This is a genomic window from Microbacterium hydrocarbonoxydans (genome assembly GCF_023715885.1).
Lineage (GTDB): Bacteria > Actinomycetota > Actinomycetes > Actinomycetales > Microbacteriaceae > Microbacterium > Microbacterium hydrocarbonoxydans_C.
The window spans coordinates 468835-493211 of the sequence record NZ_JAMBOY010000003.1 but is presented as its reverse complement, the minus strand read 5'-3'; the positions used below and the strand labels follow the sequence as shown (position 1 = coordinate 493211).

Here is a 24377-nt window from a genome sequence, read left to right as displayed (position 1 = left end):
CGTCAGGCCTGCTCGACGCGCGGGAACAGCGGCGCGAGGCCGTTGACGCTCGTCCCCGGCTTCAGCGCGCCCCAGGCCCCTGCCTCGCGGATCGGCTGGTCCTGCAGACGGCCCAGGCTCTCGGCCGCGCCCAGCGCGATCCACAGCTTCTCGGTCGACTGAGGCATCACCGGCGACAGAAGCACAGCCAGCGCGCGCAGACCCTCGGCACACGTGTACAGCACGGTCCCGAGGCGCTCGCGCTGAGCGTCGTCCCCACCGGCGGCCTGCTTGGCCAGCGCCCAGGGCTCGTTCGCGGTGATGTAGCCGTTGAGGGCGTCGACGACCGTCCAGATCGCGCGGATCGCCTCGTCGATGCGGAACTGCTCGATCGCGGCATCCGCGTCCGTGGTCGCCCGTGCGACCAGACGCTGGATCACGAGGTCCTGCTCGAGATACTCCGCGGGCGGCGGCACGACGCCCTCGAAGTACTTCTCGATCATCGCGGTCGTGCGCGAGGCGAGGTTACCGAACCCGTTCGCCAACTCGGCCTGATAGCGCGCGGCGAGGTCCTCCCACGAGAACGAGCCGTCCTGACCGAAGGCGATCGCCGAGAGGAAGTAGAACCGGTACGCGTCGGAACCGAAGACGTCGGTGATCTCGGTCGGCGCGATGCCCGTGAGCTTCGACTTCGACATCTTCTCGCCGCCGACGAGCAGCCAGCCGTGCGCGAACACGCCCTTGGGCACGTCGAGCCCGGCAGCCATCAGCATGGCGGGCCAGATGACGGCGTGGAAGCGCAGGATGTCCTTGCCGACCACGTGATACGCCGGCCAGCGGCGGTCGAAGGTCTCGGGGTCGTCGCCGTAGCCGACCGCGGTCGCGTAGTTCAGCAGCGCGTCCACCCACACGTAGATGACGTGGGACGGGTCCCACGGCACCTCGATGCCCCAGTCGAACGCCGACCGCGAGATCGACAGATCCTTGAGCCCCTGACGCACGAACGAGACGACCTCGTTGCGCGCGGACTCCGGGCGGATGAAGTCGGGCCGCGTCTTGTAGAGCTCGAGGAGGCGGTCCTGGAACTCGCTGAGCTTGAAGAAGTAGTTCTTCTCCTGCAGCAGCTCGAGCGGCTTCGAGTGGATCGCGCACACCTTCAGCCCCTCGAAGGGACCGGTGCCGTCGAGGATCTCGGACTCCGGCTTGAACTCCTCGCAACCCACGCAGTACAGAGCCTCGTACTCTCCCGCGTAGATGTAGCCGCGGTCGTAGATCGCCTGCACGAACTTCTTCACGCGCTCCTCATGACGCTCCTGCGTCGTGCGGATGAAGTCGTCGTTCGCGACGTCGAGCGTCTCGAGCAGCGGGAACCAGGCCTCGGTGACGAGCTTGTCGACCCATTCCTGCGGCGTGACGCCGTTCGCGGCCGCCGCACGGAGCATCTTCTGACCGTGCTCGTCGGTGCCCGTCAGCATCCACGTGTCATCGCCGCCCTGACGGTGCCAACGCGCGAGCGCGTCGACCGCCACCGAGGTGTACCCGTGGCCGATGTGGGGCACGTCGGACGGGTAGTAAATGGGCGTCGTGATGTAGAAGGATTCGCCTGCGGGCATGGAGCAATTCTAGGCGGGATGCCGGGCGCGGTTACGCCGCGGTCACGGGCCTCAGCCCACGGTGACCTGCACGCGGTGCCAGCCCTGAGCGCCGTCCGGTGCCGGGGCGGCGGGCTCGGAGGTCTGCGACTCGCCGTCGGCGCCCACCGCGCGGCATTCGATCGTGTGCGACCCTGCCTCGGCGGTCCACGGGATGCTCCACTGCACCCACGTGTCGGCCGAGATCGCCGTCGCGAGCGCGGCGGGGCGCCACGGCCCGTCATCGACGCGCACCTCGACGCCCTCGACGCCGACGTGCTGCTGCCACGCCATTCCCGCGATCACCGTGTCGCCCGGCGCGACGGCGCCACCCCGCGGCACGTCGATGCGCGACTGCAGTTTGATCGGGCCGCGGGCCGACCATCCCCGCGTCGTCCAATACGCCGTCGCTCGATCGAAGCGCGTGACCTCGAGCTCGGTCACCCATTTCGTCGCCGAGACGTATCCGTAGAGCCCCGGCACCACGAGCCGCGCGGGGAAGCCGTGCTCGATCGGCAGCGGATCGCCGTTCATGCCGATGGCGAGAAGCGCATCGCGGTCGTCGGTGAGGGCCTCGATCGGCGAGGATGCCGTGAAGCCGTCGACGGATCGGGACAGCACCATGTCGGCATCCGGGTCTACTCCGGCACGCGCGAGAAGCTCGCGCACCGGATGACCGAGCCAGAGCGCGTTGCCGATGAGGTCGCCGCCAACCGGGTTCGACACGCACGCGAGTGTCACGTGCGACTCCCGCATGGGCAGCGAGAGCAGTTCGTCCCAGCCGATCTCGACCTCGCGCTCCACCATCCCGTGGATGCGCAGGCGCCAGTCCGCCGGGTCGAGGCGGGGCACGACGAGCGCGGTGTCGATCCGGTAGAACTCGGCGTTCGGGGTCACGATCCGAGCGAGACCCCGGATGCCGAGGTCGGCAGCCGCCGCCACGGGTGGAACGGGACGGATGGGCTGCGGGAGGCGGAGCGCCGAGCGCACCGCCTCGATCGAGCGCGTCGCCCCACGTGCGACGCCCCCGATGATGAGCGCGGCGACGCCCGTGGCCGCGACGCCGGCGCTCCAGAGCAGGAAGCGGCGGCGCTCCTCCGGCTCGGTGCGGACGTACGGGATGGGCTGGACCGTGCGCATGAGCAGCCGCAGCGCCACGACGGCGACGACGGCGGCGATCAATCCGGGGAGCCAGGCGAACGGCCCGGCACCCGGACGGATCATCGCGACGACGAGGGCGAGCGCGCCGAGCGCCCCGAGCACGACGGCGCCGAGCCCCGCGCGGCGCGCCTCGAGGATGCCGGCGAGGGCGGCGACGCCAGCCAGGACGATGGCGATGCCGGTGATCAGCGCGATCTTGTCGCCCGTGCCGAACAGGGCGATCGCGGCATCCTTCGCCCAGCTGGGCGCGAGGTCGATCAGGCCGCTGCCGATCACGGCCACCGGACTCGCTGCAGGTTCGACGACAGCCGCGACGAGCTCGCCGGCGCCGACGGCGACCACCGCGGCGCTGAGACCCGCGGCCGCCGCGCGCAGACGGCTGCCACGGCGCGAGGTCAAGGCGTGGCTCATGAAGCGAGCGTAACCCCGGCGCAGCCGTCCGAGGGCCGAGCGGCCCTCGGACGGCTGGCGGTCAGAGCGCCGTGCGGAGGGCGGTCAGAGCGCGTTGCGACGAGCGACCTCCCCGAGCCAGGCGAGCGACGGCTTCGGAGAACGGGCGAACGTCTCGTGGTCGAAGCCGATCAGGCCGAAGGTCGGGGCGTAGCCGCTCGCCCACTCGTAGTTGTCGAGCGCGCTCCAGTGCTGGTAGCCGCGCACGTCGATGCCGGCGGAGATCGCACGGTGCAGCCCCTCCAGCGCGCCCTGGGTGTAGGCGACGCGTCGAGTGTCGTCGGCCGTGGCGATGCCGTTCTCGGTCACGAGCACGGGCACCCCGCCGCTGCGCTCCCAGGCGCTGCGGACTCCGAGCTCGAGCGCCGCCGGGAAGAACTCCCATCCGGTGAGCGTGGTCTCGACGTCGGCCGCGACGGGGCGCGGACCCTCCGGGCCGATGAAGGTGCGGGTGTAGGCCTGCACGCCGACGAAGTCGTCGCCGGCGGACTGCTCCAGGTACCAGTGGTCGCGGGGGTCGCCGTACTCGGCGAGCATCTCGTCGGCGCCCGGTTCTCCCGTGGAGTGGAACGCCTGCGTGGCGATCGTCCAGCCCGCCTGGACGCCGGACCGGGAGTGCAAGATCTCCGAGGCCCGGTGGTGCGCGTCGAGCAGCGTGTCGGCGACCGCGAGGTCGGGGTTGGGGAGGCCGTAGGCGACGAGGTTCGCGGCATCCTCTCCCCCGGCGAGCATGGCCGCGATGTTCGGCTCGTTGATCGTGCAGACGTACGTGACGTCGTCGAGGATCGGGAGCACCGTCTCGACGTATCGCCCGAACAGGTCGACGGCGTCGGACGCCCGCCAGAAGCCGTCCTTCTGGAACCACTGCGGCACCGTGAAGTGCATGAGTGTCACGGTCGGGTCGAGTCCGTTGTCGCGCGCAGTGTCGATCATCCGTCGGTAGTGGTCGAGCATGGCGCGCGAGACGAAGCCGCGCTCGGGCTCGATCCGGGCCCACTCCACCGAGAACCGGTAGGAGTTGAGCCCGGCCTCGGCGAGCAGGCGCATGTCCTCCGGGTACCGGTGGAAGTGGTCAGCGGCGTCGCCGGACGGCTCCACCATGGGCGATCCGGGAGCGTGCTCCATGACCCACCAGTTGCTGGTCGTGTTGTTCCCCTCCACCTGATGGGCTGCGGTGGCAGCGCCCCAGAGAAAGCCGTCAGGGAATGCGAGCACGAGTGCTCCTTTCGGTAGTGCGGATGACTCGGTAGTGCGAGTGGTTGTGTTCAGCGTTCGGCGCGCGCGGGGTTGGGCACCGCGTCGAGCAGCTGGACCGTGTACGGATCCTCCGGATGCTGCAGCACCTGAGCCGTCTCGCCGCGCTCGACGACGCGGCCGCCGTTGAGCACGAGGATGTTCTCGGTCACGAGTCGTGCGCTGAGCAGGTCGTGCGTGATGTAGAGCATGCTGATGCCCCACCGCTCGCGCAGGTCTTCCAGCAGCGCGAGCACGCCGGCCCGCAGCGACACGTCGAGCATCGAGACCGGCTCATCGGCGATGAGCACCTGAGGGTCGCTGGCCAGCGCGCGGGCGATGACCACGCGCTGCCGCTGACCACCGGACAGCTGGTGCGGGAGCTTGGCAGCGAACTGCTCGACCGGGGTGAGACCGACCGTCTCGAGCAGTTCGAGCACGCGCGCCCGTGCCTCGGTTCCGCGCAGGGCCGTGTAGTTGCGCACCGGCCTGCTGAGTGTGTACTCCACCGTGTGCAGCGGGTTGAGCGCCGCGTACGGATCCTGGAACACCATCTGCACGTCCTTGCGCAGGTCGCGCAGACCCCTGCGGCGCAGCGATGCGACGTCGACGTCGCCGAAACGCACCGACCCGTCGGTGGGCTTCTCGACGCCGGTGATGAGCTTGGCGATCGTCGACTTGCCCGACCCCGACGCGCCGACGAGCGCGAGCGCCTCGCCCGGCTCCAGGCGGAACGACACGTCGTCGACGGCGGTGACGGGCTTCTCGCCGCGTCGGCGCGCCGGATAGACCTTCGACACGCCCTGCAGCACGATCGCCGCATCCGCCCGACGCGTGTCGCGCTGCGAGACCGTCGGCACCGTCTCGGTCACATCGGCGCGCGCGCGACCCTCGCGGCGACGCGTGCCCAGATCGACGAAGCCGGGGATCGAGATCGACTCGGCGCGAGGATCGGCGTAGTGGCTGAGGAGCATCCGCGTGTACTCGTCCTGCGGACGGTGCAGGATGTCGAGGCTCGGCGCGTCCTCGACGATGCGGCCCTCGTGCATCACCATGACGCGGTCTGTCGCCTCGAGCACGATGCCGAGGTCGTGGCTGATGAGGATCGCCGTGAAGCCCTCACTGCGCTGCAGGTCCTTGATCGTGTCCATGACCGCGTGCTGCACGAGGACGTCGAGCGCGGTGGTCGGCTCGTCGAAGACCATGAGCTGCGGTTCGAGCGACAGGGCGAGCGCGATCGAGGTGCGCTGCCGCATGCCGCCGGAGAGCTCACCGGGGTAGCTCGCGAGCACGCTCGGGTCGAGACCGACCTTGCCGACCAGCTCGCGCGCCCTGGCCTCGCGGTCGTCTCCGGCGACGTGACCGTGGGCTGCGAAGATGTCGCGGAAGTGATCGCCGATCCTGCGTACCGGGTTCAGGGCGTTCATGCCCGACTGGAGCACCATCGCGAATCCGCCCTGGCGCTGACGGCGCAGCTCCTCGGCGTCCAACTCCCGGATGTCGCGTCCGCCGAAGAGGATGCGTCCGCCGCTGATGCGAGCCGGCGGCTTCTGCAGGCGGGTGAGCGCGAAGCCGAGGGTCGATTTGCCCGACCCGGACTCCCCGACGAGCCCGACGAACTCGCCTCGGCGGAGGGTGAACGACACGTCGTCCACCGCGGCCACGGGGGCGACACCCGGCGAGGCGTACTCGACGGAGAGGGATTCGACCTGCAGCAGCACGTCGTTCTCGATCATGGCGCTCATCGGCCCTTCCCTTCGCGGAGGCGCGGATTCGAGATGCCGTCCACGCCGAAGTTGATGAGTGTGAGGCTCAGCGCCAGCAGCGCGATGCAGAGACCGGGGGCGAACAGCAGCAGCCACTGCCCGGTGAGCAGCGAGTTGGAGTTCTGCGCCCAGTAGAGCATCGTGCCCCAGCTGACGATGCTGGAGTCGCCGAGTCCGAGGAACTCGAGCCCCGCCTCGGCGAGGATCGCCGCGGTCGCCGCACCGAACAGGGTGCCGGCGATGATCGACGTCATGTTCGGCAGGATCTCCCGGAACACGATGCGCGCCGGGCTGTCGCCCGAGAACTGCGCCGAGGCGACGAAGTCGTTGCCGCGGAGCGACTGGGTCTGGCTGCGGAGCACTCGCGCGCCCCATGCCCATCCGGTGATCACGATCACCGCGATGATCATGAGGATGCCGCCGTTCTGCAGGTACGCCGCGATCACGATCATGAGCGGCAGGCCGGGGATGACGAGGAAGAGGTTCACGATGAACCCGATCACCTCGCCCGCGAAGCCACGGATATAGCCCCAGCTGAGTCCGATCAGCACGGCCACGACAGTGGAGAGGATGCCGGCGGCGAGCCCGACCAGCAGACTGACCTGCGAGCCGTAGATGAGCTGGCTCAACACGTCCTCGCCGGCGGCCGTCGTGCCGAGCCAGTGCGCGGGCGACGCGTCGGCGTTGCGCTCGAAGCCGTTCTCCTTCGCTCCGTACGGCGCCAGCAGGGGCGCGAACACCGCGACCAGCACGAACAGGCCGAGGATGATGAGGCCGAGCCTCGCCTTGCCGTTGGACCACAGCGTGCCGACCATCCTGGCGAAGGCGCGCCAGGGGCTGGGTGCCGCGATCCGGTCTGTGGGCACCTTGACGTTCATGGTGGAGGTCATCGGCGAGTCCTCGGGTCGAGTGCCCCGTAGAGGATGTCCACGAGGAAGTTGGCGATGAGCACGCTCACGGTGATCATCAGGAAGAGCGCCTGCATGAGCGGGTAGTCCTGCCCGATCACGGCGTTGAAGAGCAGGTACCCGATACCGGGGTATTGGAAGACCTGCTCCACGAGGATCGATCCGCCGACCACGCCGCCGAGCGTGAGGCCGAAGCCGGTGAGGTTCGGCAGGATCGCGTTGCGGGCGGCGTAGCGGAGGGCGATCGTGCGACCGCGCAGGCCGTTGGCCTCCGCGAAGGTCACGTAGTCCTCGCCGAGGGTGTTGATCATGGCGTTGCGCATGCCGATGATCCAGCCGCCGAGCGACGTCAACAGGATCGTCAGGGCAGGCAGCACCGCGTGTCGCAGCAGGTCGGCGAGGAAGTCTCCCGTGAACCCCGGCGTCGTCGTCGCCGCGTAGGCGCCGGTCGTGGGGAACCAGTGCAGGACGTAACCGAGGAAGAAGAGCAGCAGCAAGGCCGTCCAGAAATAGGGGAATGTGCTGAGGAACGAACCGGTCAGAGTCGGCAGCGTGTCGAGCCAGGTGCCACGCCGCCACGCAGCCGTCACTCCGATCAGCGTGCCGACCACGAATGCGAGGACCGTGACGATCCCGACGAGGCCGATCGTGTACGGCAGCGCGGTCGAGACCATGCTCGACACGCTCTGCGGGTAGAACGTGTACGAGACGCCGAAGTCGAGGCGGACGACCTGGCCGAGATAGGCCACGTACTGATCCCACAGCGATCCCGTCGGCACGCCGAGCTGGGCCTCGATGGCACGCCGCGTCGCATCCGACACGGGCCCGTTCTGCGAGAGCTTCGCGATCGCGGCATCCGCCGGCGAACCCGGCATCATCCGAGGGAGGAAGAAGTTCAGGGTGACCGCGGCCCACAGCGTGAGCACGAACAGGCCGAGCTTCTGGAGGACGTACTTCACTTGTCGTCTCCCTTCACGCGCTCGAGCTTCGTGAAGATCAGCAGCGGTGCCGAGTCGTAGTTCTGCGGGATCATGTACGGGTCCTCAGCGCTCGGCCAGCCGGTGAACTTCGCGTCGTTGAACAGCCCCCAGATGCCGCCGTAGTACATGCCGATCACCGGGAGCTCGTCGTAGACGATCCCCTGCAGCTCGTGCACGATCTCGGTCTGGCGGGCGGGGTCGATCGTCTCGCGGTACTCGGCCAGCAGGGCGTCGGCCTCGTCGGAGCGATAGCGCTCGAAGTTGTTCGCGGTCTGCTCGCCGGACGGCACGTAGAACTCGCTGGAGAGCAGGTTGTTGAAGGCCTGGTACGGGTCACCGCCGCCCATGCCGCCGATCGCCATCTCGAAGTCGCCGTTGCTGATGGCGCTCTGGTATCCGGCGGGCTGCGGCAGTTTCAGGGTGACCTTCACGCCCACGTCGGCGAGCTGGCGCTGCACGGTCTGCGCGGCGCGGGTCCAGTCGGAGTAGCCGTTCGCGGTGGTGAGCGCGAACTCCAGCTGCTCGCCGTCGGGCCCCACGAGGCGGTCGCCGTCGAGCGTGTAGCCCGACTCGGCGAAGGCCGCCAGCGCGGCATCCTTGTCCTGCGTGATCATGCCCCCGTCGGGGATGGACGGGTCGAGGTACTCCTCCTGGTTGGGGAGGATGAGGCCGGTCTGCCCGGCCGGCTGCATGTACCCCTCGGAAGCCGTCTCGGCGATCTCGTCGCGGTCGAGGGCGAGCGCGATGCCGCGGCGTACGTTGACATCGTCGAACGGCGCGACCTCGAGGTTCGGGAGCAGCGCGATCACACCGCCCGGCGGGAACCACCACGTGTTGTGCTCGCTCGCTGCGCCCCAGGTGCCCTCGACGTCGGAGATGAACGAGTACGACCAGTCGTACCCGCGCGTGACCGTGTCGAGCTGCGTGTTCGTCGCGGGCAGGATGATGTGCTCGATCTGGATCTTGTCGGCCTGCCAGTAATCGGGGTTCTTGTCCATCGAGTACTGCTGGTCGTTGTAGTTGCCGAGCACGAACGGTCCGGTGCCGACCGGCTCCTCGTTGCGGAACGTGCCGGGGTCCTTCACGTCGGACCAGATGTGCTCCGGCACGATCATGGTGAGGCCGAGGATCGACAGCGACGGCGCGTCATCTCCCTGCAGGTGCATGATGACGTCGTCGCCGGAGACCTCCACGCTCTCGAGGTGCTGCCAGGCGCCCTTGATGTCGAGCGACGGGTTGTCCTCGAGCAGCTGGAACGTGAATGCGACGTCCTCCGGCGTGAGCTCCTCGCCGTCGCTCCACTCGACGTCGTCGCGGATGGTCATGACGACGGTGCGCGCGTCGGGCTGCGACCACGATTCGGCCAGCCACGGGTTGAGTGTGTTGTCGAGCGGGTTCACGAGGATCAGCGGCTCGTAGATCCAGCGCGATGCCGTGCGAGTGTTCGTCAGGTACGGGTTGAAGTTCCGCGTGAAGAACGGGTTGCCCTTGTCGGCGTTGATGAGCATCGTGTCATCGCCGATCGACGGGTCGGGCTGCGAGCTGATCTGGATGCTGCAGCCGCTGAGCACCACGGCCGCCGCCGCCAGCCCAACGATCGCCGCTCTGCGCCAGCGCCGGAGCATGTGCGTCTTCGCCACACTGCCACCTCATGTCGTCTCTGTCATGAAGGAGTCCCGCGGGTCGGGACGCCCTGCGGCCGAAGCCGCATGAGCGATTGTAAGCGCATACATTTTGCGGATGCAACCCCTGACGCCGTCGGCGGGGTGCTCAGGCGCGCGGGTGCGAGCTCTCGCGCAGCAGGATCTGCAGCGGCAGCCGCACCGTCACCGGGACGGAGTCAGGGCGTTCGAGGCGACGCGCGAGCAGCTGCACCGCGGCACGGCCGAGATCGATCATGGGCTGCCGCACGGTCGTGAGCGCGGGGCGCGCGAGCGCGGCGGCCTCGATGCCGTCGAAGCCTGTCACGCGCACGTCATCCGGCACGCGCAGACCCGCCGAGCGAAACGCGTCGATCGCCCCCAGCGCCATCTGATCGTTCGCCGCGATCAGCGCGGACGGCGCCCCCGCGGCGACCAGTTGCTCGCCTGCGTTCCTCCCCGATGCCCGGGTGAAGTCCCCGCGCAGCACCATCACCTCGTCGACGGCGATCCCCGCCCGGGCGAGCGCGGCGGTGAAGCCCTCCCAGCGCTGCGCGCCGTCCGGCGAGTCCTCGGGTCCGGCGAGGAACGCCAGCCGCCCGGGGGCCGCTTCCGCGAGCACGAGCCGGGTGAGCTCGGCCATCGCCTCGGCGTTGTCGACGGTCACGTGGTCGTAGTCGTCACCGCGCGACGGCCCCGACAGGACCACGACCGGGATCCGCTGTGTGAGCCGCGCGAGCACCTGGTCCGGCACGCTCTGCGCGAGCACCATGAGCCCGTCGACTCGGCCGGCGATGTCGCGCACGGTCTCGCGCGTCGGATCGTCGCGACCGACGCCGATCATGAGCACGAACCCCTGCTTCCATGCCTCGAGCTCGGCACCGCGCAGCACCTCGTCGAGGAACAGCATCGTAGGAGCCGGCACGGGTTCGGTCGACTCCTCGGCAACCGTGAACGACGGGCGGCTCCGATCCCCCAGCACGTCGAGCGGCGGCGCATCCTCCGCGGCGTCGAACCCCGGGAAGTACAGCCCGAGCACACCGGTGCGACGCTCGGCGAGACCCCGCGCGCTGCCGCTCGGCACGTAACCGAGGGCGGTCACCGCGTCGAGCACGCGTTCGCGGGTCGCCGGGCGCACGGCATCCGGCTGCCGCAGCACACGGGAGACGGTCGCGATCGACACGGCAGCGCGTTCTGCCACGTCGTAGACCGTCGCCTTCCTGCTCACGCTCGCTCCTTCCCGCTCGGGTGAGCACCAGGCTAACCCGCCCGGACTCCGCCGAATGCTCGGGCGTCAGGAGCGTCGGGCGATCAACGCCCCGTGCGCTCGTGCGCTCATCTCGCCGGGTGCCCGCTCACGCCGCTCGGAGTTCACGACCTCGAAGCCCGCGTCCGCGAGCGGGATGCCGAGCGCCTCTGTCGACCAGTAATACGCCGTCGTCACGGCGTGCGAGAACGGCTCCCCCGGCTCCCCGTCGAAGAATCCGACGAGCAGGGAACCACCGGGTCGGAGCGCGCGCGAACTCGCGCAGCACGGCCGGCACCTGCGCAGGCGGGGTGTGGATCAGGGAGTACCAGGCGAGGATGCCGCCGACCGCCGCATCCGGAATCGACAGCTCATGGAACGAGCCGGCCTCGAAGGGGATGCCGGGGTAGGTCCGCCGCGCCGACGCGAAGAACTCCCGCGAGAGGTCGATGCCCCGGACATCCCGTGCTCCTTCGGCGAGGAACGCAGTCCAGTGTCCGGGTCCGCATCCGGCATCCAGCAGCGCGCCGTCCGTGCTGTCGCGCCACGCCCGGATCGTCGCGACGTCTCGAGGGTGCATCTGCGAGAGCCGTCCCCCGACCGCCTCGTACTCCGCGGCCCGCTCGTCGTAGGCTGCGGCGACCGGGTGGCCGTTCTCCGTCACGGGCGTCGCGCGGCGAGCGCGGACTGGTAGAGATCACGAGACGACAGCCCCGTGGCCGCGGCGACCTCGGCGCAGGCGTCTTTGAGGCGAATGCCGGAGGCCACCAACTCCTGCACCTGTCCGAGAGCGTCGTCGGCGGATACGGACCGGCGCGCCGCACCCTCGACCACCACGACGATCTCGCCCTTCACTCCCCCGGCCGCCCACTCCGCGAGCTCGGATGCCGTGCCGCGGCGCACTTCCTCGTAGAGCTTCGTGAGCTCCCGGCACACCGCGACGCGGCGGTCGGCGCCGAACGCGGCGCCCATGTCGGCGAGGGAGGATGCCAGGCGCGACGGCGACTCGAAGAACACCATCGTGCGGGGCTCCGCGGCGAGCGCCGAGAGCGTCGAGCGCCGCTCCCCCGGTTTGCGCGGCAGGAAGCCCTCGAACGTGAACCTGTCGGTCGGCAGGCCCGAGATCGCCAAGGCCATGAGCACCGCACTGGGTCCGGGGATCGCCGTGACCGTCACGCCGTGCGCGATCGCCTCGGCGACCAGACCGTAGCCGGGGTCGCTGATGGCAGGCATGCCCGCGTCGCTGACGACGACGATGTCGTGCTCCTGGGCGAGGACCGCGAGCTCGGCGGACTTCTGCTTCTCGTTGTGGTCGTGCAGAGCGATGAGTCGCGGGCGATTCTCGATCTTCAGCGCCTGCAGCAGACGCCCGGTCGTGCGGGTGTCCTCCGCCACCACGACCTCGGCGTTCTCCAGCACCTCGACGAGGCGGCGGGAGGCATCCCCGAGGTTTCCGATCGGCGTCGCGGCGAGGATGATCACCCGCCCAGCCTAGACGCGGCGGCGAGACCGGCCGTTGTCTAGGCTGGAGCGGTGATCGAGCCCGTCCCGCTGCTGCCTCCGCCCGAGGAGCGGCTGACGCGCTACGGACGGCTGCGCGACCGCATCCTGCTCGATCCCGACTGGGGACGGATGCTGCGCTGGTTCGCCCCTCTCGTCGTCACCGCCCTGGCCGCGGTGCTGCGTCTGGTCAACCTCGGGCACCCGCACCAGCTGGCGTTCGACGAGACGTATTACGTCAAGGACGCGTGGTCGCTGTGGTCGCTCGGCTACGAGGGCACCTGGGGCGAGAACGCGAACGAGGCGTTCATCACCCTGCAGGAGCTCCCCCTGTCGGACGCGGGGTCGTTCGTCGTCCACCCGCCGCTGGGCAAGTGGCTCATCGCACTCGGGATGGCGCTGGGCGGCCCGGACAACACGGTCGGATGGCGTCTCGCCACCGCGCTGCTCGGCACCGCGACAGTGCTGCTCGTCTACCTCGTCGCGCGGCGTCTGACCGGCTCGATCGTCGTCGCCACCGTCGCCGGCGGCCTGCTCGCGATCGACGGACTCAGCATCGTCATGAGCCGCACCGCGCTGCTCGACGGTCCGCTCACGTTCTTCCTGATGCTGGGCGCGCTGTTCATCCTGTACGACCGGGACCGCACGATCCCGATCCTCGAGCGCCCCGACCCCGACGGACCCGACCCGATGTGGGGGCGCGTGCTGTGGCGTCGGCCCTGGCTCGTCGCCGCCGGGGTCGCGCTGGGCGCAGCGTGCGCGGTCAAGTGGTCGGGCCTCTACGCGCTCGCGGCCTTCGGGCTGTACGTCGTCGTCACCGACGCGCTCGCCCGTCGCCGCGCAGGAGTGGTGCTGTGGCCGACGGCCGCCGCGTTCACGCAGGGTCCGATCTCGTTCGTGCTGCTCGTCGTGCCGGCCGCCGCGACCTATCTCGTGAGCTGGACCGGCTGGCTCGTCACCGCGGGTGGATACGCCAGGCAGAGCGACCCGAACCCGCTGATCGCCCTCTGGAACTACCACAGGGCGATCCTCGACTTCCACGTCGGCCTCACCCGTGGGCATCCGTACGCGAGCCCCGCGTGGGAATGGCCGTTCCTGCTCCGCCCGACCGCTGTGTGGGTGGGCAGCGACCCCGGACCGTGCGGGGTCGACCACTGCATCGCGGTGATCTCGACGATCCCCAACCCGCTGATCTGGTACGCGAGCGTCGCCGCGGCTGTCTACCTGCTCTACCGCCTCGTGCGGGCGTGGATCACCCGACGTCCGGTCGGCGCACCCGCGCTCACGTTCCCGCTCGTCGGACTCGCTGCGACCTACGTGCCGTGGTTGATGTTCCCCGAGCGCACGATCTTCCAGTTCTACACCGTCGCGATGGCACCCTTTCTCGTCATCGCCCTCGCCGTCGTGCTGCAGCAGATCGCCGGTCGACGAGAGGATCCGCTGCACAGGCGCCAGGCCGGTGAACGCACCGTGCTGATCTTCCTGGCCGTCGTCGTGCTCGTCTCGGCGTTCTACTACCCCGTGTGGACCGGCGTGAGCGTGCCGTACGAGTTCTGGCTGCTGCACAACTGGTTGCCCGGCTGGGTCTGAACTCAGCGCGTTCTCGACAGGTCGGCAGGATCGGTGACGGGCAGGCGGCACACGAACGATCGGCAGTCGAAGGCCTGGCCGGATGCATCGGCCTTGCCCTCGAAGAGTTCGAAACCGGCTTCTGCGAACGCCCTGGCCTGTGTCGAGGTGACGATCGCCACGACGTCGGCGTCGGCACCGCGCGCGGCTGCGGCGAGCTCGCCGTCGGCGTCCGCGGTGACGACGACGATCTGCCGCGGCCCCACGAGCAGGTCGGCGGCCACGCGGAGCAGGCTGCCGTGCGCGAACGGCTGGCCGATGGCCGCCGCCGCGTGCGCGCGGACGGCATCCTCTGCGACAGCCCGATAACGGTCGCCGGCTCCCAGCCGCCAGGCGGTCAGCGCGGCATGGGCGAGGGCGGCGGATGCCGAGGGCAGGTCGCCGTCGGTCTGGTCGGGCGCCGTCGCGATGCCGCGCGCGGCGAGCAGCGGGTCACCCTCGAGCCCGGCCACGGCGAGGTCGAGGAGGCCCTGCGCCTCGACGGCCCAGCGCGCCTCGCCCGTGGCGACGGCGAGTGCGAGCAGGCCGTCGGCGAGCAGCGCGACATCGGCGGTGGTCGCTCGGGCGGGCGACGCCGATCCGTCGAGCGATGCCCGCACGAGCATCCCCGTCGAGTCCCGATTGACGCGCAGCACGAACGCGGCCGCATCTCGCGCGCCGGAGATCCATTCCGGCTCGCTCAGCGCCGCCCCGGCGCGGGCGAGCGCAGCGACGGCCAGACCGTTCCACCCGGTGATGACTTTGCCATCGACCGCGGGAGGCTCGAGTCCGCTGCGTTCCGCGATGGGACGCAGGTAGAAGCCGCCCTCGCTGCGCGCGCCGTCTATCCACGATTCCGAGTCCTGAGCAGCGCCGAAGCCGCCGCCCTCACGACGCAGTGTCGCCAGCAGGAACGAGGCGACACCGCGCGCCGTGGCCTCGTCGCCCGCCGCGAGAGCGACGTCGAGAAGCTGTGCGTTGTCGGTCAGCATCCGCTCGTAGTGCGGCACAGACCAGTCGCGCTGCGTCGCGTAGCGGAAGAACCCGCCGTCCTCGTCGCGTAGAGCGGATGCCGCCATCGCGGCGAGCGCGCGGACCGCTGCCGCCGCGGCATCCGGTGCCTCCTGCTCGACGAGCGGCGCCTGCAGGAACGACAGCGTCGTCGCCACGGGGAACTTCGGTGCGCCGCCGAAGCCGCCGAACTCGGAGTCCTCGCGGGCGGCGATTGCGCGGGCGGCCGCCGTGATCGCCGCCCCATCCGGCAGATCGGAGGGAGCGGATGCCGCGGCCCGCCGCAGCGCGTCGGTCACCGCATCCGCCGATTCCTCCGCCTGCTCGCGTCGCTGGGTCCACGCCTCCTGCACCGCGGCGAGCACGTCGCGGAACGCCGGCATCCCGCCGCGCGACTCGGGTGGCCAGTACGTACCCGCATAGAAGGTGCGGCCGCGTGGCGTCGTGAAGACCGTGAGCGGCCAGCCCAGGTTCTGCGTGAACGCCGAGGCGGCCGCCATGTACGCGCCGTCGACCTCGGAGTGCTCTTCCCGGTCGACCTTGACCGCGACGAAGCCTTCGTTCATCAGCGCCGCCGTCGCTGGATCGGCGAACGACTCCCTGGCCATCACGTGGCACCAGTGACAGGTGGAGTATCCGATCGAGATGAGCAGCGGAACGTCGCGGCGCTCGGCCTCGGCGAACGCCTCCTCGCCCCACGGATACCAGTCGACGGGATTGTCGGCGTGCGCGCGGAGGTACGGACTGAGCGTGTCGGCGAGCCGGTTCGTCATGCGCTCCACGCTACGCGTCGCACGGCTGTTGCGGGCCGCGTCACGCGTGGCGCTCAGGAGACGAGCAGCGTCTCCGCGGGACGGGAGGCCGCGTATCCGACGAGCGGCAGCGCGCGGTCGGCGGCGAGATCGATGCGCGAGCGGAGCACGTCGGAGGCGATCGTGTAGCCGTCGAAGTCGGTGTCGCTGGCGTAGACGCCGAGCGGCAGGGTGAGCGCCTGGAAGAATGCGAAGAGAGGGCGCAGTTGGTGCTCGATGATGAGCGCGTGCCGTTCGCCGCCGCCGGTGGCGGCCAGCAGCACCGGCTTTCCGACGAGCGCGTACTGCCCCACGAAGTCGAACAGATGCTTGAAGAGGCCGGTGAACGAAGCGCGGTACACCGGGCTGCCGACGATCAGCAGGTCGGACGCCTCGATGGCCTTCAGCTTCTCCTCCACCTCGGCGGGGAGCTGATCGCGACGCAGCGCTCCCGCGAGCGACGGACCGATCGCGGTGAGCTCGATGAGCTCGACCTCGACCTCTGCGCGCTCGGCGACGGCGTCGGCGATCGCACGCACGAGAGCCGTGGTCTTGCTCGGCTCGTGCAGGGAGCCGGACACGGCGACGACACGGTAGGGGGCTGTCATGCCGACGACGCTACCCACGCGCGGGGCCGCTGTCGCGAGGAGCGACACACAACGACATGCGAGGTGGTCACGGCACGGATGCTGCCCGGCCGCCGTTCTCGCGGGGCGGCGAGGCCATCGCGATCGCGGCTCGACCGACGAGGCGCTCGAGCGGCCCCCGGCCCATGAGGATCGACCACAGCGTGGCCACGAGGAGCAGCGCGATCGCGGTCCCGGCCCAGAAGAGGTTGTTCGTGAAGAATCCGCCCGGACCGCCGATCAGTGCGACCGAGACGACGTGAGCGGTGTATGCCGACAGCGGCATGGAGCCGAGCGCCCCGAGCGGAAGGAGGATCCAGCGAAGCGGCCCGCTGAGCAGGATGCACAGAGCGATCACCGTGACGGCGAAACCGCCAGACCCCAGGATCTCGGCCGTCCCGCCGGAGTGCGCGTCGACCCCGAACATCGCGGAGAGCACCGCACCGAGCGGGTCAGCGGCGGCGACGGCCTCGGGGTACGCACCCCATCCGGAGCCGGATCCCATCGTCGAGCCCTCCCCCGTCGCGCGTGTGGCGATGCCGGAGACGGCTCCGACCAGACCCAGGCCGTAGCCGAGGATCATCAGCCCGACGCCGGCGCCGAGCGCCACCGCCGCGGCGTGGGTCCGCTCGATCCCGAGGCGCCCGAGCGCCATTCCCGCGAAGACGAAGGCGAGCCACACGGTGATCGGGTAGGAGCCGTACAGCACGAGTCCGATCCCCGCGCCGTACGGGAACAGGGCGAGCGCGGCGATGAGCGCCAGCACCGCAGGGCCGATGAGTGCCAGCACACCGGCCGCGAGGAGCAGCGTCCGCGGCCGCCAGCGCAGAAAGGGGATGACAGCCACGTAGAGCAGTCCGTAGAGGGTGAGGATCACGGCGATCGGGGTGCCCAGCAGCTCGAGGGCGAGCCCGATCAGGAAGATGACCGCGCCCCGCCCCACGAGCTGCAGTCTCAGGCTCGGCACGCGCGCCGGGTCGGGGAGCTCGCGGCGACCCGTCATCAGGGCGATGGAGACCCCGGCGAGCACCGCGAAGAGGATGGACGAACGACCGTGCACGAGGTCGAGCCAGGTCGACGGATCGAGGAGGTCGAACGCGGGCGTCTCGCCGATGTGCGCCCCGGCCATGCCGAGGATGGCGAGCGCGCGGGCGACGTCGAGCCCCAGGATGCGAGGAGGACGCCCGAAGGTGCGGAACCAGTGCGTCACGGGCAGCGTGGTCGGCCCTGGCGCAGGCACGGGAGGAGACGAGGTGGTCACGCATGAATCGTAAGTCGCGCAACCCTCGCTCCGCCGTGCGCCGGGCGGGCGAGCGCGCCCGCATATCGTCATACGATGGAGGGCTATGTCCTCCCCCGTGATCTCGTACCCCGCCGAGCTGCCCGTCAGCGCCGCCCGGGGTGAGATCGCCGACGCCATCCGCGATCACCAGGTCGTGATCGTGGCCGGCGCCACCGGCTCGGGCAAGACGACGCAGCTGCCGAAGATCTGCCTGGAGCTCGGCCGCGAGCGGATCGCGCACACCCAGCCCCGGCGACTCGCCGCGCGCACGATCGCGGAGCGCGTCGCCGAGGAGATGCAGGTCGAGCTCGGCGGTCTCGTCGGATACAAGGTGCGGTTCACCGACCAGGTCTCGGACGAGACGCGCATCGCGCTCATGACCGACGGCATCCTCCTCAACGAGATCAATCGCGACCGGCTGCTGCGGCGCTACGACACGATCATCATCGACGAGGCGCACGAGCGCTCCCTCAACGTCGACTTCCTGCTCGGCTACCTCGCGCGCATCCTGCCCGAGCGCCCGGATCTCAAGGTCGTGATCACGTCGGCCACGATCGACCCCGAGAGCTTCGCGCGGCACTTCGCGGCCGCCGACGGCACGCCGGCCCCGATCGTCGAGGTCTCCGGCCGCACCTATCCGGTGGAGATCCGCTACCGCGCCCAGCTCGATGAGGATGCCAATCCCGACGCTGCCCAGGAGGTCGACGAGGTCTCCGCGATCGTGGCAGCGCTGCGCGAGCTGGATCGCGAATCGCCCGGCGACGTCCTGGTGTTCCTCCCCGGCGAGGCGGAGATCCGTGACGCGGCCGACGCCGTGCGGGGCGCCTATGCGAACGACCGCTCGCCGACCGAGGTGCTCCCGCTTTACGGCCGGTTGTCGGCGGCCGAGCAGCACCGGGTGTTCGAGCGCAGCCGTGTGGCCGGTGTGCGGCGTCGGGTGGTGCTCGCGACCAACGTCGCCGAGACGAGCCTCACGGTCCCCGGCATCCGCTACGTCATCGACACCGGCACCGCGCGTATCTCCCGCTACAGCGCCCGGTCGAAGGTGCAGCGCCTCCCCATCGAGGCCATCTCGCAAGCCTCGGCCAACCAGCGCTCCGGTCGCGCCGGTCGCACGAGCGACGGCATCGCGATCCGCCTCTACAGCGAGGAGGACTTCGCGCGTCGGCCCGAGTTCACGGAACCCGAGATCCTGCGCACCTCGCTCGCGTCGGTCATCCTCCAGATGCTGTCGCTCGGTTTCGGCGACATCACCGCCTTCCCGTTCCTCACGCCGCCGGACTCGCGCGGTGTGAAGGCCGCGTTCGACCTCCTCACCGAGCTGGGTGCGGTCGATGTCGCGCGCGACGAGCCACGGCTCACCCCCATCGGCCGCGACATCGCCCGGATACCGATCGACCCCCGCTTCGCCCGCATGCTCATCGAGGCGCAGCGCTCCCGCACCTCCGAGACCGTGACGCGAGACGTGCTCGCGATCGTCGCGGGCATGTCTATCCAGGACGTCCGGGAGCGCCCGTCTCAGGACGCACCGCAGAGCGTGCGCGACGAGGCCGACCGTATGCACGCCCGCTTCGCGGACCCGACGAGCGACTTCCTCTCGATCCTGAACCTGTGGAACCATCTCCGCGAGCAGCAGCGCGAATTGGGGTCGAGCGCCTTCCGGCGTCTCTGCCGCTCCGAGCACCTGAACTACGTCCGTGTGCGGGAGTGGTTCGACGTGCACCGCCAGCTGCGGACCCTGGTGCGCGTCAAGGAGTCTCAGCAGGGCGCGGTCAGTGATGCCGACGCCGTCCACCGCGCGCTCCTCTCCGGCCTGCTGTCGCAGATCGGCATTCTGGACGAGCGCAGCACCGGTGGCCGTGGACAGAGCAAGACCCCGCCGAAAGACGCCAGGCGACGCCAGGCGGAGTATCGGGGGGCCCGCGGCATCCGCTTCTCGATCTTCCCCGGCTCGGCGCTGCGCAAGAAGAGCCCGCAGGCCGTGATGGCCGCGGAGGTCGTCGAGACGTCGCGCACCTACGCCCGCACGGTGGCTGCGATCGACCCCGCCTGGGCCGAGGCCCTTGCGGGCGACCTCGCGAAGCGGCAGGTTACCGAGCCGCACTGGTCGAAGGATGCCGGGGCCGCCGTCGCTTACGAGAAGGTCACGCTCTTCGGCGTGGAGATCATCCCGCGGCGCCGCGTGCAGTTCGCCCGCATCGACCGTGCCGCGTCGCGTGAGCTGTTCGTTCGTCACGCCCTCGTCGAGGGCGAGTGGGATCCCGGCCGGATCGACAAGCGCGTGAGCGCGTTCTGGCGCAGCAACGCCGAACTGCGCAAGCGCCTCGAGAAGCTGGAGGAGCGCGAACGGCGACGCGACATCCTCGCGGGAGACGAGGCGGTCTTCCGGTTCTACGACGAACGCGTCCCGGCCGAGGTGTTCGACGTCCGGTCGTTCGAGAAGTGGTGGCGCGAAGCGCTGACCTCCACGCCGAAGCTCCTCGTGATGCGCGAGGCCGACCTTCTCGACGATGACAGCCGGGCCGACCGCAGCGAGTTCCCGACGCGATGGACACAGGGCGACCAGGTGCTCGGTCTCGCCTACCGGTTCGAGCCGGGGGCGGCGGATGACGGTGTGAGCGTCGTGATCCCGCTGCCGCTGCTGGCGCAGATCGAGGACCGAGGCTTCGACTGGCAGGTGCCCGGGCTCCGCGCCGAGCTCGTCACCGGGCTCCTGCGCGCGCTGCCGAAGGCCATCCGCCGCCACGTCGTGCCTGCGGCTGACTGGGCGGAGAAGTTCGGCGCCGAGCTCGCCGGCCAGGGACCGGAGTCGCACGCCGGTCTCCCTCCGCGCGCTCTCAAGGAGGCGCTGGCGAAGCTCGTTCAGCCCCTCGCCAACCAGCTGGTGTCCGCCGCCGACTTCGAGGACGACCGGGTGCCTGCCCACCTGCGCATGAACTTCCGCGCGGTCGACGAGCGCGGACGCGTCGTGGGGGCCGACCGCGACCTGCGTGTGCTGCAGGAGAAGCTCTCGGACCGCGCCCGCAGCAGCGTCGCCCGCTCGATCGCCTCGCCGCCCCGTCGGCCCGGCCCGGACTCGGGTCCGCAGCCGGCGGCCGCGCCCGCGTCGATCGAGCAGGACGGATTGACCGCCTGGTCGTTCGGCGACCTCCCCGACGTTCTGGACACGCGCGTCGCCGGAGGCGTCGTGCGCGGATACCCGGCGATCGTCGACCGAGGGAAGTCCGTCGCCGTGCGCGTCGAGGCGACCGCGGATGCGGCGACCGCCGCGACCAGGGCCGGCGTGCTGCGGCTCATGCTGCTGGGCGTCCCGTCCCCCGGCTCGTACGTGCAGGAGCACCTCACGAGCGCCGAGAAGCTGGCGCTCGCGGCCTCACCGTATCCGTCGGCGGCCGCGCTGATCGAGGACTGCCGTGCCGCCGTCGTTCAGCGGCTGATCGACGCGGCGACCGAAGCCGCGGGCGGGGTCATTCGCACCGAGGCGGAGTTCACGCGGGTGCGAGAGCTCGTGTCGGCAGCGCTCGTCGACGAGCTCTTCGCGTGCGTATCGCTCGTCTCCCGCATCCTCACGAAGGCGCGGGAGGTCGAACGCGGCATCAAGTCGCAGAACTCGCTCGCCCTGCTCGGCCCGCTGAACGACATCCGCACCCAGCTCTCCGGACTGCTGCACCCCGGATTCGTGTCGGCCACGGGCGTCGACCGCCTCGCGCACTATCCGCGCTATCTCGACGGGATGCTCGACCGACTGAAGACGCTCGGGACCGAACCGGGCAAGGATCGCTCGCGCATGAGCGAATTCGAGCGGATGGCGAAGGCGTACGAGGATGCCGGCGGCACGATCCCGGTGGCGTCGGGCGCGCCGGCCGCGCTCGTCGAGACGCGCTGGCTGCTCGAGGAGTACCGCGTCAGCGTGTTCGCGCAGCGCCTCGGCACGGCTCAGCCGGTCTCCCCGCAGCGCATCATGAAGGCCCTCGCCGCCCGGTGAGCGTAGGCGCAGTGAGCGAGCGGAGGACCCTCCCGGATCGTTGAGCGAGCGAAGAACCCTCCCGGGTCGTCGAGCGTGCGGAGGACCCTCCGGGGTCGTCGAGCGAGCGAAGAACCCTCCCGGGTCCTTGAGCGAGCGGAGGACCCTCCCGGCTCGTCGAGCGAGCGGAGGACCCTCCCGGGTCGTCGAGCGAGCGGAGGACCCTCTCGGGTCGTTGAGCGAGCGGAGGACCCTCTCGGGTCGTTGAGCGAGCGAAGCGAGACGAAACGCGTCATCCCTCCACGGAACGATCCTTCCGCGCTCGCGCGCTCCACCCGCGGACGGCATCCAGGCCGCCCTCGACGACTGCGAGCCGCTTGGCGTGACTCCAGCCCTGGATGCGCTTCTCCCAAAGGAACGCGTCGTCGATGCGCGCGAAGTGCTCACTCCACACGAGCTCGACCGGCAGCCGCCGTCGCGTGTAGGCGCTGCCCCTGCCGTCGGAGTGCTCGGCCAGGCGCCGAGCCAGGTCGAGCGTGCTCCCGACGTAGAGCGTGCCATCCGCGCATCTCAACATGTAGACCGTCCCCATGCGCACGAACCATACGCGGGGATGCCGACATCGGCGCTTGAGGACGGTCACCGCGTTTCGTCTCGTCGCTGCGCTCCTCGCTCAACGACCGACCCCGCAGTCGTTGAGCGAGCGAGGCGAGACGACCCGCAGGGCGGGGCAACCGCATCCGCGTTAGCCTGGCTGCATGGCCCGCGCGATCGTCTACACAGAGTTCGGTTCCCCTGACGTCCTGCATGAGATCGAGGTCCCCGACCCGCTCCCCCTCGCGGGCGAGGTGGTCGTGCGCATCGAGGCGGCGGGCGTGAACCCGATCGACGCGAAGCTGCGCAGTGCGAAGCGTCCGTCGCCGCCGATCACCGAGCCCCGCGGCGTGGGCTTCGACGGAGCTGGCATCGTCGCGAGCATCGGCGACGGCGTGCAGGGCCTCGTGGTGGGCGACCGCGTCGCCATCCGCGACACCAGGGGCACCTACGCGAGCGCCCTCGCGGTCCCCGCCGAGCACCTCGCGCTGCTGCCCGACTCGGTGACCGCGGCAGAGGGCGCCGGCATCGGCATCCCGGCCGGCACGGCGTACCAGGCGCTCCGCTCGCTCGGCGTCTCCGGGGGCGATGTGCTGCTCGTGCACGGCGGTTCCGGGTCGGTCGGACAGGCGGTCGTGCAGTTCGCGGTCGCCTGGGGCGCTACCGTCGTCGCAACCGCCAGCCCCGCCCGGCATGACCTGCTGCGCGAGCTCGGCGCGACGCCCGTCGCCTACGGCGACGGCCTTCTCGACCGCGTTCGAGATGCCGCGCCCCAGGGCGTCACGGTCGCCCTCGACTGTGCCGGCACCGACGAGGCGATCCAGACGTCTCTCGAGCTGGTCTCCGACCGCGACCGGATCGCCACGATCGTGCGCGGCCCCGACGCGGCCGACTTCGGCATCCGCGCCTTCTCCGGCGGCTCACCCGTGCCGCTCACCGAACAGGAGCTGTCGTGGCGTGCCGAGGCCCTCGAGGCCACGATCGCGCTGCTCGACTCCGGCGACTTCACGATCGAGATCGGCCGGGAGCTTCCGCTCGGCGAGGCCGCACACGCCCACGGGCTCGTGGAGTCCGGCAGGGCCTCGGGAAAGATCGTGCTGATTCCCTAGAGTTGCGCGGGCTCGGCTCCGACCACAGCGTGGCCGTCACCCCGGCGGCGCCGGTCTCTGGCCGCTTCCGTGATCAGCAACGCGATGACGACGGGGAGTGCCGCGTAGAAGCAGAGGGCTCCCGCACCAGCGAACCACTCCCGCGCCCACTGGTCCTCGTGGATGCCGTAGAGCGCGATGTTGTTCACCGAGTGCAGCACGACGCACGCAGCGAGCGAACCGGTGACGCGACGGGTGAGGTAGGCGAGGGTGCCGAGGAAGAACGCCGACCGCACGAAGGCCGTCGCGTCCTCGAAACCGGCAGGGTCCGGACCGATGAGCAGCGCGTAATGGGCGAGAGCGAAGACCAGCGATGACAGAAGCCAGACTCCCCATTCCGGCACCCGGACGCCGCGCAGGCCCGTGATGAGCACACCGCGCATGATGAGTTCCTCGTTGACGACGACGATCACCGTCGACACGATGGCGGCCAGCAGGAAAGTACCGTCCGCCGAGTAGTCGCCCGTCGCGATCAATCCGCACCACGCGACCACGAACACAGCCGGCACCGCACCCCACGACGGATGGACACGGGAACGATCTGTCAACACGGGGCGCCACCATCCGAGCACGGTGACCGCGGCGCAGACGACCACGAGTCCGATCAGTGTCGGCGCCAAGCCCTCCCCGATGGCGTCGGCGCTCGGCGTACCGGACAGCAGCGGCGGAAGCGGGAGGAAGTTGGCGCCGAGAACGATCACGACGAGGAGGATCGCTATCCAGAGGGTGGGCTGCACGAAGGCGCGGGGCGTGGGGATCAGTTGCGACTGCACGGCAGAACTGTAGTCACTTGTTGGATCCCGTCCAGTATTCTGCTCACACGTCGACCTCGTCTCGTTCGAGTCGCGAGCACCCTCAC

Annotated in this window: 18 protein-coding genes; 3 read left to right on the top strand and 15 right to left on the bottom strand. The window is 70.2% G+C overall.

Features of this window, described 5'->3' with window-relative positions; genetic code table 11:
• Positions 1–2: 2 nt before the first annotated feature.
• The 10 genes from metG to rsmI all read right to left on the bottom strand — a co-directional run bounded on the left by metG (position 3) and on the right by rsmI (position 12476).
• The gene (gene metG / locus M3195_RS10770; RefSeq protein WP_251587324.1) at positions 3–1592 is read right to left on the bottom strand and encodes a methionine--tRNA ligase; all 1590 of its coding nucleotides are present in this window, start codon (positions 1590–1592) and stop codon (positions 3–5) included.
• A 51-nt stretch (positions 1593–1643) separates the two neighbouring features.
• The gene (locus M3195_RS10765) at positions 1644–3182 is read right to left on the bottom strand and encodes a molybdopterin-dependent oxidoreductase (RefSeq protein ID WP_251587321.1); all 1539 of its coding nucleotides are present in this window, start codon (positions 3180–3182) and stop codon (positions 1644–1646) included.
• Positions 3183–3266: 84 nt separating this feature from the next.
• Positions 3267–4436 (bottom strand): glycoside hydrolase family 1 protein, encoded by a 1170-nt coding sequence (locus tag M3195_RS10760; protein ID WP_251587320.1) that lies wholly within the window; start codon positions 4434–4436, stop codon positions 3267–3269.
• A gap of 50 nt (positions 4437–4486) precedes the next feature.
• A complete protein-coding gene (locus M3195_RS10755; RefSeq protein WP_374209323.1) occupies positions 4487–6190 on the bottom strand; it encodes an ABC transporter ATP-binding protein in 1704 nt (567 codons plus the stop codon).
• A gap of 5 nt (positions 6191–6195) precedes the next feature.
• On the bottom strand, positions 6196–7110 hold the full coding sequence (locus M3195_RS10750) for an ABC transporter permease (RefSeq protein ID WP_251587317.1): 915 nt from the start codon (positions 7108–7110) through the stop codon (positions 6196–6198).
• Positions 7107–8087: an ABC transporter permease gene (locus M3195_RS10745; RefSeq protein ID WP_251587315.1), complete on the bottom strand. Its 981-nt coding sequence runs from the start codon at positions 8085–8087 to the stop codon at positions 7107–7109. The genes M3195_RS10750 and M3195_RS10745 overlap by 4 nt, the downstream gene beginning before the upstream one ends.
• A complete protein-coding gene (locus M3195_RS10740; RefSeq protein WP_251587313.1) occupies positions 8084–9748 on the bottom strand; it encodes an ABC transporter substrate-binding protein in 1665 nt (554 codons plus the stop codon). The genes M3195_RS10745 and M3195_RS10740 overlap by 4 nt, the downstream gene beginning before the upstream one ends.
• 130 nt (positions 9749–9878) lie before the next feature.
• Positions 9879–10976: a LacI family DNA-binding transcriptional regulator gene (locus M3195_RS10735; RefSeq protein WP_251587312.1), complete on the bottom strand. Its 1098-nt coding sequence runs from the start codon at positions 10974–10976 to the stop codon at positions 9879–9881.
• A 127-nt stretch (positions 10977–11103) separates the two neighbouring features.
• The gene (locus M3195_RS10730; protein WP_251587310.1) at positions 11104–11658 is read right to left on the bottom strand and encodes a class I SAM-dependent methyltransferase; all 555 of its coding nucleotides are present in this window, start codon (positions 11656–11658) and stop codon (positions 11104–11106) included.
• Complete coding sequence (gene rsmI / locus M3195_RS10725) at positions 11655–12476, bottom strand: 16S rRNA (cytidine(1402)-2'-O)-methyltransferase (RefSeq protein WP_251587308.1); 822 nt, start codon at positions 12474–12476, stop codon at positions 11655–11657. The genes M3195_RS10730 and rsmI overlap by 4 nt, the downstream gene beginning before the upstream one ends.
• 51 nt (positions 12477–12527) lie before the next feature.
• Here rsmI and M3195_RS10720 point away from each other — a divergent pair, with 51 nt between their 5' ends.
• Positions 12528–14084, top strand: coding sequence for a dolichyl-phosphate-mannose--protein mannosyltransferase (locus M3195_RS10720; RefSeq protein ID WP_251587306.1), 1557 nt, complete (start codon positions 12528–12530; stop codon positions 14082–14084).
• A 2-nt stretch (positions 14085–14086) separates the two neighbouring features.
• On the opposite strand, the gene M3195_RS10715 is transcribed toward M3195_RS10720, so the two are convergent.
• The 3 genes from M3195_RS10715 to M3195_RS10705 form a co-directional block, all read right to left on the bottom strand.
• Positions 14087–15886, bottom strand: coding sequence for a thioredoxin domain-containing protein (locus M3195_RS10715; protein WP_251587304.1), 1800 nt, complete (start codon positions 15884–15886; stop codon positions 14087–14089).
• 53 nt (positions 15887–15939) lie between these two features.
• Positions 15940–16512, bottom strand: a complete 573-nt coding sequence (gene msuE, locus M3195_RS10710) for an FMN reductase (RefSeq protein WP_096713769.1) — start codon at positions 16510–16512, stop codon at positions 15940–15942.
• Between the two features lie 67 nt (positions 16513–16579).
• A complete protein-coding gene (locus M3195_RS10705) occupies positions 16580–17791 on the bottom strand; it encodes a heparan-alpha-glucosaminide N-acetyltransferase domain-containing protein (protein WP_251587302.1) in 1212 nt (403 codons plus the stop codon).
• Positions 17792–17876: 85 nt separating this feature from the next.
• Here M3195_RS10705 and hrpA point away from each other — a divergent pair, with 85 nt between their 5' ends.
• Positions 17877–21797 (top strand): ATP-dependent RNA helicase HrpA, encoded by a 3921-nt coding sequence (gene hrpA, locus M3195_RS10700; protein ID WP_251587300.1) that lies wholly within the window; start codon positions 17877–17879, stop codon positions 21795–21797.
• 271 nt (positions 21798–22068) lie between these two features.
• On the opposite strand, the gene M3195_RS10695 is transcribed toward hrpA, so the two are convergent.
• Positions 22069–22368: a GIY-YIG nuclease family protein gene (locus tag M3195_RS10695; RefSeq protein WP_251587297.1), complete on the bottom strand. Its 300-nt coding sequence runs from the start codon at positions 22366–22368 to the stop codon at positions 22069–22071.
• Between the two features lie 166 nt (positions 22369–22534).
• On the opposite strand from M3195_RS10695, the gene M3195_RS10690 reads away from it, so the two are divergent.
• A complete protein-coding gene (locus M3195_RS10690) occupies positions 22535–23479 on the top strand; it encodes an NADP-dependent oxidoreductase (RefSeq protein WP_251587295.1) in 945 nt (314 codons plus the stop codon).
• Here the strand turns inward: M3195_RS10690 and M3195_RS17110 are convergent.
• Positions 23476–24291: a CPBP family intramembrane glutamic endopeptidase gene (locus M3195_RS17110; RefSeq protein WP_251587293.1), complete on the bottom strand. Its 816-nt coding sequence runs from the start codon at positions 24289–24291 to the stop codon at positions 23476–23478. The genes M3195_RS10690 and M3195_RS17110 overlap by 4 nt on opposite strands.
• Positions 24292–24377 lie beyond the last annotated feature (86 nt).

What these genes read in the sequence shown, in the direction of transcription:
- metG (WP_251587324.1), bottom strand. Translation starts at nt 1,592, where the DNA reads ATGCCCGCAGGCGAATCCTTCTACATCACGACGCCCATTTACTACCCG.
- M3195_RS10765 (WP_251587321.1), bottom strand. Translation starts at nt 3,182, where the DNA reads ATGAGCCACGCCTTGACCTCGCGCCGTGGCAGCCGTCTGCGCGCGGCG.
- M3195_RS10755 (WP_374209323.1), bottom strand. Translation starts at nt 6,190, where the DNA reads ATGATCGAGAACGACGTGCTGCTGCAGGTCGAATCCCTCTCCGTCGAG.
- M3195_RS10750 (WP_251587317.1), bottom strand. Translation starts at nt 7,110, where the DNA reads ATGACCTCCACCATGAACGTCAAGGTGCCCACAGACCGGATCGCGGCA.
- M3195_RS10715 (WP_251587304.1), bottom strand. Translation starts at nt 15,886, where the DNA reads ATGACGAACCGGCTCGCCGACACGCTCAGTCCGTACCTCCGCGCGCAC.
- msuE (WP_096713769.1), bottom strand. Translation starts at nt 16,512, where the DNA reads ATGACAGCCCCCTACCGTGTCGTCGCCGTGTCCGGCTCCCTGCACGAG.
- hrpA (WP_251587300.1), top strand. Translation starts at nt 17,877, where the DNA reads ATGTCCTCCCCCGTGATCTCGTACCCCGCCGAGCTGCCCGTCAGCGCC.
- M3195_RS10695 (WP_251587297.1), bottom strand. Translation starts at nt 22,368, where the DNA reads ATGGGGACGGTCTACATGTTGAGATGCGCGGATGGCACGCTCTACGTC.
- M3195_RS10690 (WP_251587295.1), top strand. Translation starts at nt 22,535, where the DNA reads ATGGCCCGCGCGATCGTCTACACAGAGTTCGGTTCCCCTGACGTCCTG.